This window comes from Sphingobium fuliginis, assembly GCF_015074805.1.
GTDB classification, from domain to species: domain Bacteria; phylum Pseudomonadota; class Alphaproteobacteria; order Sphingomonadales; family Sphingomonadaceae; genus Sphingobium; species Sphingobium fuliginis.
Genome location: NZ_CP060035.1, coordinates 1,310,718 through 1,326,248, shown reverse-complemented (window position 1 = coordinate 1,326,248; position 15,531 = coordinate 1,310,718). Strand labels below are relative to the sequence as shown.

Sequence of the window (15,531 nt, the reverse complement as noted above, 5' to 3'; positions counted from 1 at the left end):
GGCTCAATGCTCCCGGAAGGACAGCCAGAGCGACTGGGTCAGCGGTTCCAGCGCATATTGGAGCGCAGTCCGCCGCCGCAGCGGCACCAGAACCTGCACCGGCATCCCCGCCTTCAGGCTGAAATCCTTCCCCCGCACGCTCCTGATCCTGTCCAGTTCCATCGGCGGCACCATCACCTCTGCGGTGTAGAAGGAGACTCCCGCCTTTTCATCCTGGAAGCTGTCGGCCGAAAGCCGCGTGATCCGGCCGTCCATGATCGGCAGGTCGCGTTCATGCAGGCTGCTGAACTTGATCTGCGCCTGCTGCCCCACTTTCAGGTCGTCAATGTCTTCCGGCGAAATCCGCGCCTCTATGACGAGGCCCGCCCGGTCGGGAACGATGTCCATCAGCTTCTGGCCGGCGGAAATGACGCCGCCGACAGTGAAGACGTTGAGGCCGACGATGGTGCCGGTGGCGGGTGCGCGGATTTGCAGCCGGGCAAGCTGATCCTTGGCGGCGCGATATTTGGGCAGCACTTCGTTGAGCGAGAATTCGACGTCGCGCAATTCCGATGAGGCGCGTTCCTTATAGGCCTTTTCCGCTTCGAGCGCCTTCAGCCGGTTTTCCCCCGCTTCCGCCCCGGACCGGGCGATGCTGGCGGAAAATTGCCCCTCCTGTCCCTGAAGATCGGCCCTTGCGCGTTCCAGGGCCCTGATCCGGGATTGGGACACAAACCCCTTTTCCGCCACGCCGCGCAGGCTCTCCAGTTCCTCTCCGATCAGACGGGCCTGCTCTGACGAGGCCGCCAGTTGCGAACGATAGCCGCGCGCCGTCTGCTGCACCTGACTGGCCTGCTGGCGCAGCACGCCGGTCTGCGCCGCCAGTACGGAGCTACGCGCGTTGAACTGGGTCAGCTGAAGGCGGATCGCCTCCTCCGCATCCGCCTTCTCCTGTCCCTTCAGCATCGCAAATTCGGCAGGCCACAGGACATGGCTTGCGCCAAGCTGCTCGGCAATCAGCCTGGCCCGCTGCGCCTTCAACTCGATATATTGCGCGCCGAATATGCGCGCCTGCGCCCGCACCTCGGCGGAGGCCAGTTCCATCAGCGGCTGGCCTTGGCTGACATGCTGGCCTTCCTTCACGAAGATCGCGCCCACCACGCCGCCGTCGCGATGCTGCACCGATTGCCGCTGGCCCGACACGGTGAGCCGCCCTGGCGCATAGGCGGCCGCATCGAGCCGCGCAAAGGCCGCCCAGCCGAGAAACAGGACGAAGAACAGCGCCGCGATGATCATGCCGGCGCGCATGTCGCGCTCAGGCCGATCATCGATGATCTCCGCGCCGTTTCCGGCGGGATAGTAAAGCTCGACGGCGCCTGCCGCATCCCTGATCTGAATAGTTCCCATGGCGCCTTACCCCTCCGCCGTCTGGGGAGCGGGACGTTCTTCCGACCGGATCGCCTTCAAACGGCCCAGCACGTCGTCGCGTGCGCCAAAGGCCTCGACCCTTCCGTCACGCATCACCATGATCTTGTCGACCACGCCCAATATCCCCATGCGATGGGCGACGATAATGACGGACGCATTCCTCTTCTTGAGGTCGGCCAGCGTCGCGACCAGCCGCACCTCTCCCTCCGCGTCGAGATGCGCATTGGGTTCGTCCAGAAAGACCAGCGGCGGCGCACCGTAGAGCGCCCGCGCAAGACCGACGCGCTGCGCCTGCCCGGCGGAAAGGCCGCGTCCGCCCCAGCCGAGCGTCAGATTATAGCCGCCCGGCAGATGCTGGATCATGTCATGCGCGCCGCTCAGCCGGGCGGCTTCGATGGCGGCATTGTCTATCGCTTCCTCATCGTCCGACAGGAAATTGCCGAAGCGGGCGATATTCTCCTTGATGGTCCCTGCGAACAGGGACGTGTCCTGCGGCAGATAGCCGACGAAGCTCGCCAGTCGTTCCGATTCCCAGTCCTGGATGTCCGCGCCGTCATAGCGGATCGATCCGCGCAGCGGCCGCGCCGCGCCGGACAGCATGCGCAGCAAGGTCGATTTGCCCGCGCCGCTGGGTCCGACAATGGCGATGACCTCCCCCGGCTCCACCGTGAAGCTGATGTCGGCCAGCACAGGTCTTTCCTGGCCTGGGTTGAAACAGGTCAGATGTTCGACCGCGATATGGCCGTTCGGCGCGGGCAACCGGGTGAGGGCGATGTCGGCATCCCTCGCGGCCAGCAGATCGTTGAGCGTCGCATAGCTCGCCCGCGCATGGACGACGCTGCGCCACGCGCCCAGCAATTGGTCGATCGGCGCCAGCGCCCGGCCGACCAGAAAGGAGGAAGCGAAGATCGCGCCCGCCGAAATCTGGTCGTTGATCGCCAGCCACGCGCCCAGGCCCAGCGCCAGCGATTGCAGGGCGAGGCGGATGAACTTGCTGATGGCGACATAATGCCCGCCCGCGAAGCTGGCATGGGCCTGAAGGTTCAGCATCGCCCGGCGTTCGAGCAGGTGCCGCCGGACCAGCGCGTTCCGCATGCCGAGCGCGCGGATCACCTCCGCGCCCGCGATCGTCTGTTCCTGGCTGACATAGGCCTTGTTGGCGGCGTCATTGGCCTGCTTCAGCGGCGAATTTGTCCGCCTTTCATTGCAAAGCGCGATGAAGAGGAGCGCGCCGCCGCCGGCCACCGCCATGGCTGCAATGGCCGGATGGATCAGGAAGCAGACGACGACATAGATGGGGCTCCAGGGAAAATCGAAGATCGACAGGATCGTCGGCCCGGTCAGCGTCTGGCGGAGCGTGTCGAATTCCCGGAGGGCCTGTCGGTTCATCGCCTCGCCCGTCGAGCCGCGTCCACTGAGCGTCGTGTCGAGCAGCAGCCCCGAAAGCTGCCGGTCGAAGCGGATGCTGGCCCGCACCAGCAGGCGGGAGCGCACCTGCTCCAGCAGGGCGAGCGTGCCGATCACGAAGATGATGATGATTGTCAGGAAGAACAGGGTAAGTCTGCCCTGTCCCGTCACGACCCGGTCATAGATTTGCAGCATGTAGAGAACGGGTCCGATATAAAGGACGTTCATCAATGCGCTGAATATCAAGGAAGAAAGAAAGTGGCGCCTGCATGATAACAGGGCAGCCTTCATCGGAGCGGATGGTTTATGAAGGTCACGCAACATAAGTTCCGCCTCGCCCCCATGTCGCGCCATACTGTCGGCGCTATGTCCTATGCTTTGCTTATACTATCCTGCTGATTTTCGGTAAATATAACCAATAGCATAGGTGCGCATGCGTGCCGTAATGGCCCGGCCCGCCGGCAAGGCTCCAACCGGGTCAGGCGGTGGCGATCCGGATCAGCGCCTGCACATCGACATGCTCTTCCAACTGCATTGCGATCTGGTCCAGCGCTTCATGCACCGAAGCCTGATAATCCTCCGATGCGGCTTCATGCCCCAGGCGGGACAGAAGGGCGGCGCGCAGCGCGGTGCTGGCGAACAGGCCGTGGACATAGGTGCCCATCACCGCGCCGTCTCCGCTCGATGCGCCATCGGGACGACCGCCCTCCAGCATGGCGAACGGGCGCGCGCAATCGGCGCCGTCCGTCCGTCCGACATGCATCTCATAGCCCGAAAAGGCCCGGCCCATGGCGGTTCCGCCGGTCCTTTCCAATGTCTTGACCTGTGTCAGCCGGGTTTCCACGTCTAGCAGGCCAAGCCCCTCGATGCCGCCGGGCGGCCCCTCGATTCCGTCCGGATCGTCTATCCTGCGGCCCAGCATCTGGTAACCGCCGCATATCCCCAATATCGGCCGCCCGCGCCGGCGATGGGCGAGAATGTCGATGTCCCATCCCTGATCGCGGACCGCCTGCAGGTCGGCGATCGTCGCCTTGGAACCCGGCAGGATGATGAGCGCGGCCTCCGCCGGAATGGGCTGGCCCGGCGGCACCATCATGACTTCGACGCCCGGCTCCAGTTTCAGCGGGTCCAGATCGTCGAAATTGGCGATCCGGGGCAGGATGGGGCAGGCGATCAGCAGCTTTTCGTGGCCGCCGCCCTGTCGGCGTTCGAGCACCACGGCATCCTCGCTGGGTAAGCGGCTGGCCTGTCGCAGCCAGGGGATGACGCCAAAGCCCTTCCAGCCGGTCAACTGCTCGATATGGCGATAACCGTCCTCGAACAGCGCGGGGTCGCCCCGGAACTTGTTGATCAGGAATCCCCGGATCATCGCCGCATCGGCGGGATCGATGACTGTCCTTGTTCCGGCGACGGCCGCAATCACGCCGCCGCGATCGATGTCGCCCACCAGGATCACCGGCACATTCGCGGCCCGCGCAAAGCCCATATTGGCGATGTCGCCGGCGCGCAGGTTCACCTCTGCGGGCGATCCGGCGCCCTCCACCACGACAATGTCGCATTGCGCCTGCAAGCGGCGGTAGCTGGTCAGCACGGCCTCCAGCAATTCGCCGCGCGCAGACCGGAAATTTTCGCTGCCCAGCTTGCCGCGCACCTGGCCATGGACGACAAGCTGGGACGTGCGGTCGGCCTGCGGCTTCAGCAGCACCGGGTTCATGTCCGTATGCGGTTCGATTCCTGCCGCCATGGCCTGAAGAGCCTGCGCCCGCCCGATTTCTCCGCCATCGGCGGTGACGGCGGCATTGTTGGACATGTTCTGCGGCTTGAAGGGCCGGACGCTGTATCCGCGCCGCACCAGCGCGCGGCAAAGGCCCGCCACCAGCAAGGATTTGCCGACGTCCGAACCCGTTCCCTGAAGCATGATCGCAGCCATGACGCCGCTCCTGCATGGAGCGGGCGGCAGATACAAGTTAAATGGCGCTGTGCCGCATCTCCACGGCGTCCAGGATCATGCCGCCGGCCATGAAGACGCTGCCGGTGCAGGCCAGCGCCAGCAAATGCCCCCCGGTGCCGGGATATTGCTGCATGTAGACGAAGCCGCGCTCGGTCGCGCCAAGGGCCAGGGCGTAAATCACCAGAAACGCCTCGAACTTGGTCTTGATCGTGAAGAGGCGCTTGATCCGTTCCATCGGTCCCACTCGGCTTGCCCGCCGTCAGGGGATTAGATCGCCTGAAAGTTGCAAATGGTCAACAACCGTTAACCATGATTGTTCGATGCGGGCGATCAGCCGGGTATCGGCCAGATCCTCTGGCGCTATGGCTTCTGGCCAATAGTTGCGGACGATGTCGGCAATGCCGTCCAGCTTCGCCTCGTCCACCAGGAAGCGGGGATCGATATTGGCAGGATCGGCCACCACGCGCAGGCGCAGGCAGGCAGGACCGCCGCCATTGGCCATGGATTGGCGAACGTCGACGGGCACGAGCTTGCGAATGGGGCCGTTGCCCGCGACCATCTTCTCCAGCCAGTTCCAGATGGCGGGCATATCCCGCGCCTCCGTCGGCAGGATCAGCGCCATGCCTGTCCCGGGCAAATTCGAAGGGTCGCCCGTGGGCAAGGTGACGAGCTGCGCATTGAAGATATAGCTGCGGATCGCGTCTGACAGGCTGATGGCGCTGGCGGGAACCTCCACGATCTCCACCGACGGCAGCCTGGCGCGGAGATCGGCGTAGAAGCGCTCCTTGTCCGCAAAGGCATGTTCATGCGTGAAGAGCACGCGTTCGTTGGCGACGGCGACCACGTCATTGTGGAAGGCGCCCGCCGCGATCGCTTCCTCCGACTGCATGACGAACAGCGTGCGATCCGGATCGAGCCGGTGCAGCCGGGCGACGGCCTTGCTCGCCTCGACATGCTGGCGGGCGGGAAAGGGGCCGCCGGACTGGCCATAGACGAACACCTCGACGCCTGCCTCGCCATGGCTGTCGCACAGGCGCATGTGATTGGCCGCGCCCTCGTCGCCGAAGGGGGCGGGGACAGGGCCATGCACGGCGAAGGCGTTCCGGTCGGAAAAGGCAAGGCGCAACTGGGCCAGCGTCTGCGGCCATTCATGGCTGCGATGCGGCATGGTGACGAGATTGGCGACGGTCAGGTGCGTGCGCCCATCGGCCGTATCGGCGGCCGGCGAAACGGTCGCGGCATTGGCGGCCCACATGGAGGAGGCCGACATGGCGGCGGCGCGGATATGCGGCTCCGCATTGCCGACATCGGTCCCGAGAGCTGACAGCCAGGCGCCATCCGGCCGCCACTGGGGCAGGAACAGCCCCTGCGGCAGCCCGAGGCGAAGGTTGGACCGCATCTTCTCTATCCCCTGGAGCGCCGCCGCTCGGGGATAGGAGATGGCGCCCGCGTTGCGCGCGGAGGCAAGGTTGCCCAGGCTGAGGCCCGCATAATTGTGGCTGGGACCCACCAGGCCGTCGAAATTGATCTCCCTTGCCGTCATGCCCGTTCCGCCATGGTGAATGTCTGTCCCGGTTCCACCCCCAGCAGTTCCGCGGAAGCCCGGTCGAGCGATATGCCGCCATCCTCCCGTTCCGTCACGAAGCCATAGGTGCAGCGGAAATCCGCGAGCCGTCCGGTGGTCACCAGCATCTTGTCTCCGCCCTTCTCGTGCACCGCGCCCAGCACCGCGTCGGAGGCATGGGCGATGGTGCGCAGCGAATTGATTTGCCCCACCATCGTCGGTCCGCCGTCGAATATGTCGACATAGCCGGGATTGGTGAAGCCCTCCGTCTCCAGCATGCGCATGGCCGCGCGGCCATTGGGGTGGGGCATGCCGATGACGCCGCGCGCGGTGTCGGTCAGCATGGCGGTGTAGATCGGCGTCTTCGGCATCAGGTCGGCAATGAACTGGTTGCCGTTCACCGCGTTGAACTCGTCCGCCTCCTGAAAGCTCATGCCGAAGAAGCGCCCCGCGAGGCCGTCCCAGAAGGGGGAACCGCCTGCCTCGTCGATCACGCCCCGCAGTTCCGCGATGATCCGCTCTCCGAAGCGGGCGCGATGGTTGCGGATATAGAGATAGCGGCTGCGCGCCAGCAGCAGACCCAGCCCCTCCGCACGCTCGCGGGGGTGAAGGAACAGGCCGCCCACTTCCGTCGACCCTTCGAGATCGGTGACAAGCGAGAGCATCTCCGCCCTGAAGGTGCGCGAAAGCTCCCGGCTATGTTGGGTGAGAACGCCCAGCCGATAGGAATAGAAGGGCCAGCTTTGCCCGACCTTGCTGAATATCTGGCAAGTGCCGCGGACCTGACCCGTCTGGCTGTTTTCCAGCACCATGACGATCAGTTCGTCCTCGACCCCTTCGCCTTGCCGGGCCAGCGCCTGTTCCGTCCGCTCCAGCTTGGCGGCAAGCGACTTCCGGTCCGGCGGCAGGTTGGTGAACCCGCCCCCGGTCAGCTTCGCCATTTCATAAAGGGTCTGCAAATCGTCGGCGCGCGCCGTGCGCATGAAAAAACTCACGCCTTCATCCCCCCGGTGAAATGCCCCTGGGCGATGCGGAGCAGCGCCAGGGCCGATAGTTGCGCCCGTTCGGCCAGGCTGTCGACGATCAGATATTCCGAATCGCTGTGGATGTTGCCGCCCCGCACGCCCATGGTGTCGACCACGGGCACGCCGCAGGCCGCGATATTATTGCCGTCGCACACCCCGCCGGTATCCCGCCAGGCGATGGAAAGGCCCAGGTCCGCGCCGCATTGCCGGACTAGCCCGAACAAGGCTTCCGCCCGCCCATCCATCGGCTTGGGCGGCCGGCCGAAGCCGCCATGCCGATGAAGCGTCACCTCATGCTCCAGGGCGATCCGCGCCATGGCGTCCTTCAGCAGTTCGTCCGCGGCCTGCTCGTCGGCAGGCGTCTTCGGACGGAAATTGACGTGCAGAACCGTGTGGTCCGGCACGACATTATTGGGACTGTCGCCCTCGATCCGCGCGGGATTGCAGGAAAAGCCGCCGCCGCTCGCCGCCTTCAGCCGCAACGCCAGGTCGGCGGCCGCGAGCAACGCGTTGCGGCCATCCTGCGGATTGCGCCCGGCATGGGCGCTTCGTCCGGTGACGACGATGGCGAAGTTGCCGCTGCCGGCGCGGGCCCCGGCCAGCGTGCCGTCGGGCAGGGCCGGTTCATAGGTGAAGGCCGCGATCTTTCCCGTCGCAACCTGCCGCAACAGCGCCGCCGAGGAAGGGCTGCCGACCTCCTCATCGCTGTTGATGATGACGTCATAGCCCAGCCGCCTTGCATCCGGTGCGGCTTCCACCGCGCGCAGGGCGGCCAGCATGACGGCGATCCCGCCCTTCATGTCCGCGACGCCCGGTCCGTTCAGCGTCGCAGGATCGACCCACCGCAGCGCCTGAAAGCCATGGTCGGCGGGGAAGACCGTATCCATGTGCCCGGTGAGCAGGATCTGCACCGGAGCCTCCGGCCTGACCGAGAGGCGCAGGTGGCTGCCATGCGCGACCATCGCCAGACGACCGTCGGGCCGGACGGTTTCCACCGGCTCTGGATCGACAAGGGACATCGCGCCCGGCAGGCCGGCGAAGGCATCGGCAAGCATGGCCGCCATGGCCGCAAGACCGGGAAGATTGCGCGACCCGCTGTTCACCGCCGCCCATTTTTCAGTCTGGGCGAGCATGGGCGCGTCGGCGGCGCTTTCCATGACGCTCCGTTCGAACGACGAAATGCCTCTCATCCTAACGACCCTATCAGAGCGGAGGGCGCGCCTCCACCCCTGGTCCTGAAAGTCGGCGACCGCCTAGAAATCATAAGTGAGGGTCAGGCGACTCATCGTGTCCGAATCCCGCGCTGAAAGCAGCGTCTCCGATTCATATTGCACATTGTAGGAAAAGGCAGCCGACCAGCGTGTTCCCACCTTCGTCACCAGCGAGGTCAGCGAATTCAGCGTATAGACGTCGCTTTCGGCATAGCCGGAGGCTGTCTGCCTGAAGGTCAGCGCAGGGGTCAGGCGCCAGGCGAAGTCCATGGACGCACGGGCGCCCAATTTGGTCTCCCGCTCTCCCGTCACATATTTGGCGTGGCGGATCGAAGGACCGGCATCCAGCGAGAGGTCGACCGGATCGCTGACGATCAGCTTGTAACCGATGCCGGCCGAGGCGGTGTAGCGCGCGTCATAGCCGATCGACGTATCCCGCTCGAACTGCGTCAATCCATAGGCGAAGCCCCGTGGATCGAATTCGTAGCGCGGCTCATAGCTGGCGGTATAGCGTTCGCGCGAGGTCACGCCGTTGGCGCGCCGGTAATCGACGCTGGCGGCCAGCTTGTGCGACCATTGGATGCCGGTGCGCTTGACCGCTGCGCTGGCGCTGATGCCGATTTCGCTTGTGGAGCCGGTGGAGCGGAAGCCGCCCGCTTCGATCTTGCCCGTCCACAATTCCGTGAAGCGCGCCTCGCGGATCACAGTTTCCTGCGTCGCCCTGGTCCGTTCCTTCCAACTGTTGACCATGCGCTGAATCTCGTCGGCGGAACCGGGATTGGTCTGCTTGGCGATCTTCGCGACGGTCGCGATCTCGGTCTCATTGCCGTTGGCGATGGCCGCCTCCAGCATTTCCCGCACCGATGGCGGCAGGAGCACGGGGTAATCGGCGAGCGCCGGGGTGGAGAGGAAGAGGGGCAGAACGGCCAGCCAGTAACGCATGCGCCTTCTCATACTGGCATGGCGGCGGATTTTAACCCTTGTTTTCAGATCAAATCCCTGAATTCCTGCAAAATATCCCGATACAGCTTGCGCTTGAACGGCACGATCAGGTCAGGCAGGCTCTCCGGCTCCGTCCATTTCCATTCGCGGAATTCAGGATGCGCCGTCTGGATGTCGATGTCCTCATCCGACCCCAGGAAACGCGCAAGGAACCAATATTGCCGCTGGCCGCGATATTTGCCGCCCCACAGCTTGCCGATCAGTTCCGGCGGCAGATCGTAGAAATGCTCTTCGCGCGCCTTGGCGATGATCTCCACATGCTCGCGAACGATGCCGGTCTCCTCGTTCAGTTCCCGAAGGGCGGCCGCCTTCATATCTTCGCCGTCGTCGATGCCGCCCTGTGGCATTTGCCAGGCTTCCACCGCATTATCGATCCGCTGACCGACGAAAACCTTGCCATCCATGTTGACGAGCATGACACCGACGCATGGCCGGTAGGCGAGTTCTGAATCATTCGGCATCGAAGCCATCATAGTCCCTGGTCGTTAATCCCGACAAGCCGTCCGGAGGCTCCAGCCCGCCCGTCGCTTTGTGCAGTGCAAGAATAAGCGGGGCGGGGCGGCGCGTCCATGCCGGAAAAATCCTGACGCGGCGATTTGTGCTGTGCATCGCTTCAAATGGGCGGGGGCTTGGAACATCGGGCGGCCCATGGCATGCCCGATCGCATGTCAGACCCCGTAATTCTCTGGTTTCGTCAGGACCTGCGCCTTGCCGATCAGGCCGCACTGGCAGCCGCCGTGCAGGAAGGGCCGGTGATTCCCGTCTATGTGCTGGACGATCAGGCGCCGCGCCAATGGAAGGTGGGCGGAGCGTCGCGCTGGTGGCTGCACCATAGCCTGAAGAGCCTGGACGAAAATCTTCGGGAGAAGGGATCGCGCCTGATCCTGAGGCAGGGAAACTGCATCGATCAGATCGTCCAGATCGCTGAGGAAACGGGCGCCCGGCGCGTGCATGCCCTGCATCATTACGAACCCTGGTGGCGCAATGCGGAGAAGGCGCTCGTCAAAAGGCTGGAGCTGTGCCTGCATGACGGCGCATTGCTGCTGCCGCCCGGCGCGGTGCGGACGGGCGAAGGAAACAGCTATCGGATCTATACCCCCTTCGCCCGCGCCGTGATGGAGCATATGCCGCCGGCCGAACCGGTTCGCGCGCCTTCGCGCATCGATGCGCCAGGACGTTGGCCGAAAAGCGATTCGCTGGACCGATGGGGCCTTTCGCCGACCAAGCCCGATTGGGCCAGGGCCTTTTCACGCGACTGGACTCCTGGGGAAGCGGGGGCGCGGGCCAATGTCGCCGCCTTTCTCGACCAGGTGGCGGATTATGACAGGGCCAGGAACCTGCCCTCGCTGGAGGGGAGCTCTCGCCTGTCGCCGCACCTCCATTTCGGGGAGGTCTCCCCCGCCTATGTCTGGCGCCGGGTTGCCGGAGCGCCCGGCGATGCGACGACCTTCCTCAAGGAACTGATCTGGCGCGACTATGCCCATACGCAGATATGGGCCATGCCCGCCTATGGATCGGAAAATGCGCGGCCAGCCTTCGACGCGATGCCCTGGCGCGATCTTCGCGAGGCTGGTGCCGATTTCAAGGCGTGGAAGACAGGGCGCACGGGCTATCCCATTGTCGATGCCGGCATGCGGCAGCTCTGGACGACGGGCTGGATGCATAATCGGGTGCGCATGATCGCGGCCAGCTTCCTGATCAAGCATCTGCTGATCGACTGGCGGCATGGGGCGCGCTGGTTCTGGGATACGCTGGTCGATGCGAGCTACGCCAATAATAGCGTCAACTGGCAATGGGTTGCAGGCAGCGGCGTCGATGCCAATATCTTCTCGCGGATCATGGCGCCCCTGACCCAGTCGGGAAAGTTCGACGCCGCGGACTATATCAGGGCCTGGGTGCCGGAACTGGCGCATCTGAACGATGACATCATTCACGACCCCGAAGCGCATGACGCGCGTCCGTCCGATTATCCGGCCAAGTGCATCGGTCATCGGGAGGGGCGTGAACGGGCTCTCGCCGCATGGCGCGGGATCAGGCCATGATTGCGACGCGTTAAACCATCGGGCAGAGTGGAAGCATGAACGCCATTGAACCCCGTCGTGGCCGGGCCGCAGTGCCGGTCAGGCGACCGCTGGAGCGCCGCAGCCATGGCTGGCCGGATCGTCTCGCCGCCCGGCAGTTCCACAAATTGCTCGACCGCATCGACCTTGGGCTCGAACAGGGTTCTTTGCTCGCCATTCTGCCGGACGGCAGCCAGCGCCTGCTCGGCGGCCGCGCAGCGGGACCGGAATGCGAGGTTCATCTGCTGCGCTGGCGGGCGCTGATTCGCCTGATCGCCGGGGGATCGGCCGGCTGGTACAGGGCCTGGGCCCGGGGAGAGTGGACCAGTCCCGATCCGGTTCCGCTCTTCGCCCTGTTCATGGCCAATGCAGCCAGCCTGGGCAATGTCGCCCGGCCGCATGGGCCGGCACGCTGGATCGGGCGCGCGTTCCATTGGGCGCGCCGCAACAGCCGCAAGGGTTCGCGGCGCAACATCGCCTATCATTATGATCTGGGGAATGATTTCTACCAGCCATGGCTCGACAAGGGCATGCATTATTCCAGCGGCCTGTTCCGCGACCCGGACGACCGGATCGAAAGCCTGGAGCGGGCGCAGCAGCGGAAGGTCGACGCCATTCTCGACCGGCTCGACATCGGCGATGGCGATTCGCTGCTGGAAATCGGCTGCGGCTGGGGCGGCTTGGCCGAACAGGCGATGGCGCGTTGCCCGATCCGTTATGACGGGCTGACCCTGTCTGTGGAACAGGCGCATTTCGCACGTGACCGCCTGGGGTCGGGAGCGAACATCATATTGCGCGACTATCGCGACGCGCAGGGGCAATATGACGCCATTGCCAGCGTGGAAATGGTGGAGGCAGTCGGGCAACGTTACTGGCCGGCCTATGTCGGGGCGATCGAGCGTCTGCTCAAGCCCGGTGGGCGGGCAGCCATACAATATATATTGATCGATGACGCGATCTTCGAAGGCTACGCCCGGGGCGCGGATTTCATCCAGACCTATATCTTCCCAGGCGGCATGCTGATTTCGGAAAGCCGTTTCCGGGCCTTGGCCGAAGCGAGTGGTTTGGAGTGGCGTGATGTACGCCGCTTCGGCCTGCACTATGCCGAAACGCTGCGGCGGTGGCGCGAACGCTTCGATCGGGCGGTCGACAGGGGATGGTTGCCGGCCGGTTTCGACCAGCATTTCGTCGATCTATGGCGCTATTATCTGATGTATTGCGAAGGCGGCTTTCGCGGCGGCACCATCGATGTCGCGCAGGTCACGCTGGTGAAGCCGGCTTAGGGCGGGAGGAATTCGGTTCGGCTAGAGCGTTTTCCAAGCAGATGGGATCATCTGCTGACCCGGAAAACGCGACAAAACAAAAATTTAGAGCAGTCGAGCCGATGCAATCGGATCGGAATCTGCTCTAGCGGCCTTGGCGGGTGGATGGGGGAAGTGCTATGCCCGCAACCGGCCAGTCCAGTCATCCCCAGGGCTCAGCCTCTAATCGATACGCGTCCGGTATCCGTCGGGCGTGTCCGCAATCACCAGGTCGAGAATCGCCTGACCCACGGCAGCCGGTTCCTTGAGCGTCGCCGGGTCTTCACCCGGAAAGGCCCGCGCCCGCATCGCTGTACGGGTGGCGCCGGGATCGACGATATGGGTGCGGATGGCGGAAATGTTCTTCACTTCCTCGCCATAGGCGCCGACCAGGGTTTCGAGCGCCGCCTTCGAAGCGCCATAGGCGCCCCAATAAGCGCGCGGCGTCGCGCCGACCGAAGAGGTGATCGCCACCACGCGCGCATCGCCGCTCGCCCGCAGCATGCCGTCGAACGCCGCGATCAGCGCCTGGGGCGCGGCAACATTGAGCGTCAGCAACCGGGCGAATTCCTTGGCGTCGATGGCTGGAACCGAAGCCAGGCTGCCCAGCGTCGCCGCGTTCAGGACCAATATGTCCAGCGCCTGCCAGCGACCCGAAATGGCATGCGCCAATCGTCCGATGCTTTCGCCGTCGATGAGGTCCAGCGGCGCGATGGTCGCATTGCCGCCGCCCTCGTGAATGCGATCCTCCACCTCTTCCAGCCCGCCAGTGGTGCGGGCGGTCAGGATGACATGGGCGCCGGCGGCGGCGAGTGCTTCCGCCGTGGCGGCGCCGATGCCGCGGCTCGCTCCGGTGACGAGGGCGAGCTTACCGGAAAGGGGTTGGCCGGAAAGGGGTTGGGTCGACATGAATGTCCCTCATGGGGTCAGGAAGGAGCAAGCCCGAGGCCGCAAAGCGTCGGGCTGTCCGTCCAGCGGTAGGAAAGGCGTTCAGACCACTCGTTCGGCCAGCAGTTCGAGCTGGTTCTGAACCACGGCTTCGTCCTGGTCGGTCAGAGTGGTGGGATAGTCGCCGGTGAAGCAGGCGTCGCAATATTGCGGCCGTATGTCGGCGCGCTTCGCCTCGCCCAAGGCCTTGTACAGGCCGTCGATCGAGATGAAGGACAGGCTGTCGGCATGAATGAAGTCCTGCATCCCGCCAATGTCCAGACGGTGCGCCAGCAGCTTGGTCCGTTCCGGCGTGTCGACGCCATAGAAGCAGCTATGCTTGGTCGGCGGACTGGCGATGCGCATGTGCACTTCCTTGGCGCCTGCCTCGCGCATCATCTGCACGATCTTGAGCGAAGTGGTGCCGCGCACGATCGAATCGTCGATCAGGACGATCCGCTTGCCCTCGATCAGGGCGCGATTGGAGTTATGCTTCAGCTTCACGCCCAGATGGCGGACCTTGTCGCCCGGCTGGATGAAGGTGCGCCCGATATAGTGCGAGCGGATGATGCCCAGCTCGAAGGGAATGCCCGATTGCTGGGCATAGCCGATTGCTGCCGGAACGCCGCTGTCGGGCACGGGGATGACGAAGTCCGCCTCGACCGGATTTTCGATGGCCAGTTGCGCGCCGATCGCCTTGCGGACCGAATAGACGCTGGAGCCGTCCACGACCGAATCGGGACGGCTGAAATAGACATGTTCGAAGATGCAGGGCCGGGCATGGGTGTCGCCGAAGGGACGGTGGCTGCGCACCTCGCCGTCATGGGTGACGATGACCAGTTCGCCCGGTTCGATGGAGCGGACATGCTCCGCGCCCACCACGTCGAAGGCGACGGTTTCAGAGGCGAAGATGATCGAATCGCCCAGCTTGCCCATGACCAGCGGCCGGATGCCCAGCGGGTCGCGGCAGGCTACCATGCCTTCGGGCGTCATGACGATCAGCGAATAGGCGCCCTCGACCTGCTTCAGCGCATCGATGAACTTGTCGAGCAGCGTGCGATAGGTGGACGTGGCGACCAGATGGATGATGACTTCCGTGTCCGACGTCGACTGGAAGATGGAACCGCGGCGGATCAGTTCCCGCCGCAGCTTCATGGCGTTGGAGATGTTGCCGTTATGCGCGACGGCGAAACCGCCCGAACTCAGTTCCGCATAAAGCGGCTGGACATTGCGGAGCGATGTCTCGCCGGTGGTGGAATAGCGGACATGGCCGCAGGCGGCGGTGCCGGGAAGGCCCCGAATCACTTCGTCGCGGTCGAAATTCCCGGCCACATGCCCCATTGCCCGATGGGTGTGGAAATCATGGCCGTCCCAACTGGTGATGCCCGCGGCTTCCTGGCCGCGATGCTGGAGCGCGTGAAGGCCAAGGGCCACCATGGCGGAGGCGGTTTCAGCGTTGAAGACGCCGAAAATGCCGCATTCCTCACGCAATTTGTCGTCGTCGAACGGGTTGGTCGTAAACATGGGTTTTTGATGGTCCACTGCCGATCCTGTGCGCCCTCATCGGGACGGCTTTCGCGCGCATATAGTGCGTTGAGGACGATTTGTCGCCTGCCTGTCACAAAAAAGGGATGCAATACCTACCGGCCGCTATTTTCCAGCGATGAAATTGGGAA

The 15,531-nt window shown here is 64.4% G+C and carries 13 protein-coding genes; 2 read left to right on the top strand and 11 right to left on the bottom strand.

All coding sequences use genetic code 11. From position 1 onward, the window contains the following. Positions 1-3: 3 nt before the first annotated feature. From H5V43_RS06175 to H5V43_RS06135, 9 genes are all read right to left on the bottom strand, one after another. A complete protein-coding gene (locus H5V43_RS06175; protein WP_025550068.1) occupies positions 4-1,386 on the bottom strand; it encodes an HlyD family type I secretion periplasmic adaptor subunit in 1,383 nt (460 codons plus the stop codon). A 6-nt stretch (positions 1,387-1,392) separates the two neighbouring features. After that, on the bottom strand, positions 1,393-3,105 hold the full coding sequence (locus H5V43_RS06170) for a type I secretion system permease/ATPase (protein WP_099185766.1): 1,713 nt from the start codon (positions 3,103-3,105) through the stop codon (positions 1,393-1,395). 187 nt (positions 3,106-3,292) lie between these two features. Beyond that, a complete protein-coding gene (locus H5V43_RS06165) occupies positions 3,293-4,744 on the bottom strand; it encodes a cobyric acid synthase (RefSeq protein ID WP_025550070.1) in 1,452 nt (483 codons plus the stop codon). Positions 4,745-4,781: 37 nt separating this feature from the next. Continuing rightward, a complete protein-coding gene (locus tag H5V43_RS06160; protein ID WP_025550071.1) occupies positions 4,782-5,000 on the bottom strand; it encodes a hypothetical protein in 219 nt (72 codons plus the stop codon). A 24-nt stretch (positions 5,001-5,024) separates the two neighbouring features. Then, positions 5,025-6,308: an N-succinylarginine dihydrolase gene (locus H5V43_RS06155; protein ID WP_025550072.1), complete on the bottom strand. Its 1,284-nt coding sequence runs from the start codon at positions 6,306-6,308 to the stop codon at positions 5,025-5,027. Next, the gene (locus H5V43_RS06150) at positions 6,305-7,324 is read right to left on the bottom strand and encodes an arginine N-succinyltransferase (protein ID WP_173676444.1); all 1,020 of its coding nucleotides are present in this window, start codon (positions 7,322-7,324) and stop codon (positions 6,305-6,307) included. Before H5V43_RS06150 ends, H5V43_RS06155 begins: the two co-directional genes overlap by 4 nt. Then, positions 7,321-8,544: a hydrolase gene (locus H5V43_RS06145; RefSeq protein ID WP_025550073.1), complete on the bottom strand. Its 1,224-nt coding sequence runs from the start codon at positions 8,542-8,544 to the stop codon at positions 7,321-7,323. The genes H5V43_RS06150 and H5V43_RS06145 overlap by 4 nt, the downstream gene beginning before the upstream one ends. A gap of 63 nt (positions 8,545-8,607) precedes the next feature. Then, the gene (locus H5V43_RS06140) at positions 8,608-9,507 is read right to left on the bottom strand and encodes a DUF481 domain-containing protein (RefSeq protein ID WP_025550074.1); all 900 of its coding nucleotides are present in this window, start codon (positions 9,505-9,507) and stop codon (positions 8,608-8,610) included. Between the two features lie 44 nt (positions 9,508-9,551). Further along, entirely contained in the window at positions 9,552-10,037 is a 486-nt protein-coding gene (locus tag H5V43_RS06135; protein WP_044663162.1) for an RNA pyrophosphohydrolase, read from the bottom strand. A gap of 195 nt (positions 10,038-10,232) precedes the next feature. Between H5V43_RS06135 and H5V43_RS06130 the strand changes: the two genes are divergently transcribed. After that, a complete protein-coding gene (locus tag H5V43_RS06130) occupies positions 10,233-11,609 on the top strand; it encodes a cryptochrome/photolyase family protein (protein ID WP_099185979.1) in 1,377 nt (458 codons plus the stop codon). A 35-nt stretch (positions 11,610-11,644) separates the two neighbouring features. After that, entirely contained in the window at positions 11,645-12,910 is a 1,266-nt protein-coding gene (locus tag H5V43_RS06125) for an SAM-dependent methyltransferase (protein ID WP_025547434.1), read from the top strand. Between the two features lie 201 nt (positions 12,911-13,111). Here H5V43_RS06125 and H5V43_RS06120 read toward each other — a convergent pair whose 3' ends face one another. Continuing rightward, positions 13,112-13,837 (bottom strand): SDR family NAD(P)-dependent oxidoreductase, encoded by a 726-nt coding sequence (locus H5V43_RS06120; RefSeq protein ID WP_025547432.1) that lies wholly within the window; start codon positions 13,835-13,837, stop codon positions 13,112-13,114. Positions 13,838-13,918: 81 nt separating this feature from the next. Continuing rightward, complete coding sequence (gene purF, locus H5V43_RS06115) at positions 13,919-15,379, bottom strand: amidophosphoribosyltransferase (RefSeq protein ID WP_025547430.1); 1,461 nt, start codon at positions 15,377-15,379, stop codon at positions 13,919-13,921. Between the last annotated feature and the right edge of the window lie 152 nt (positions 15,380-15,531).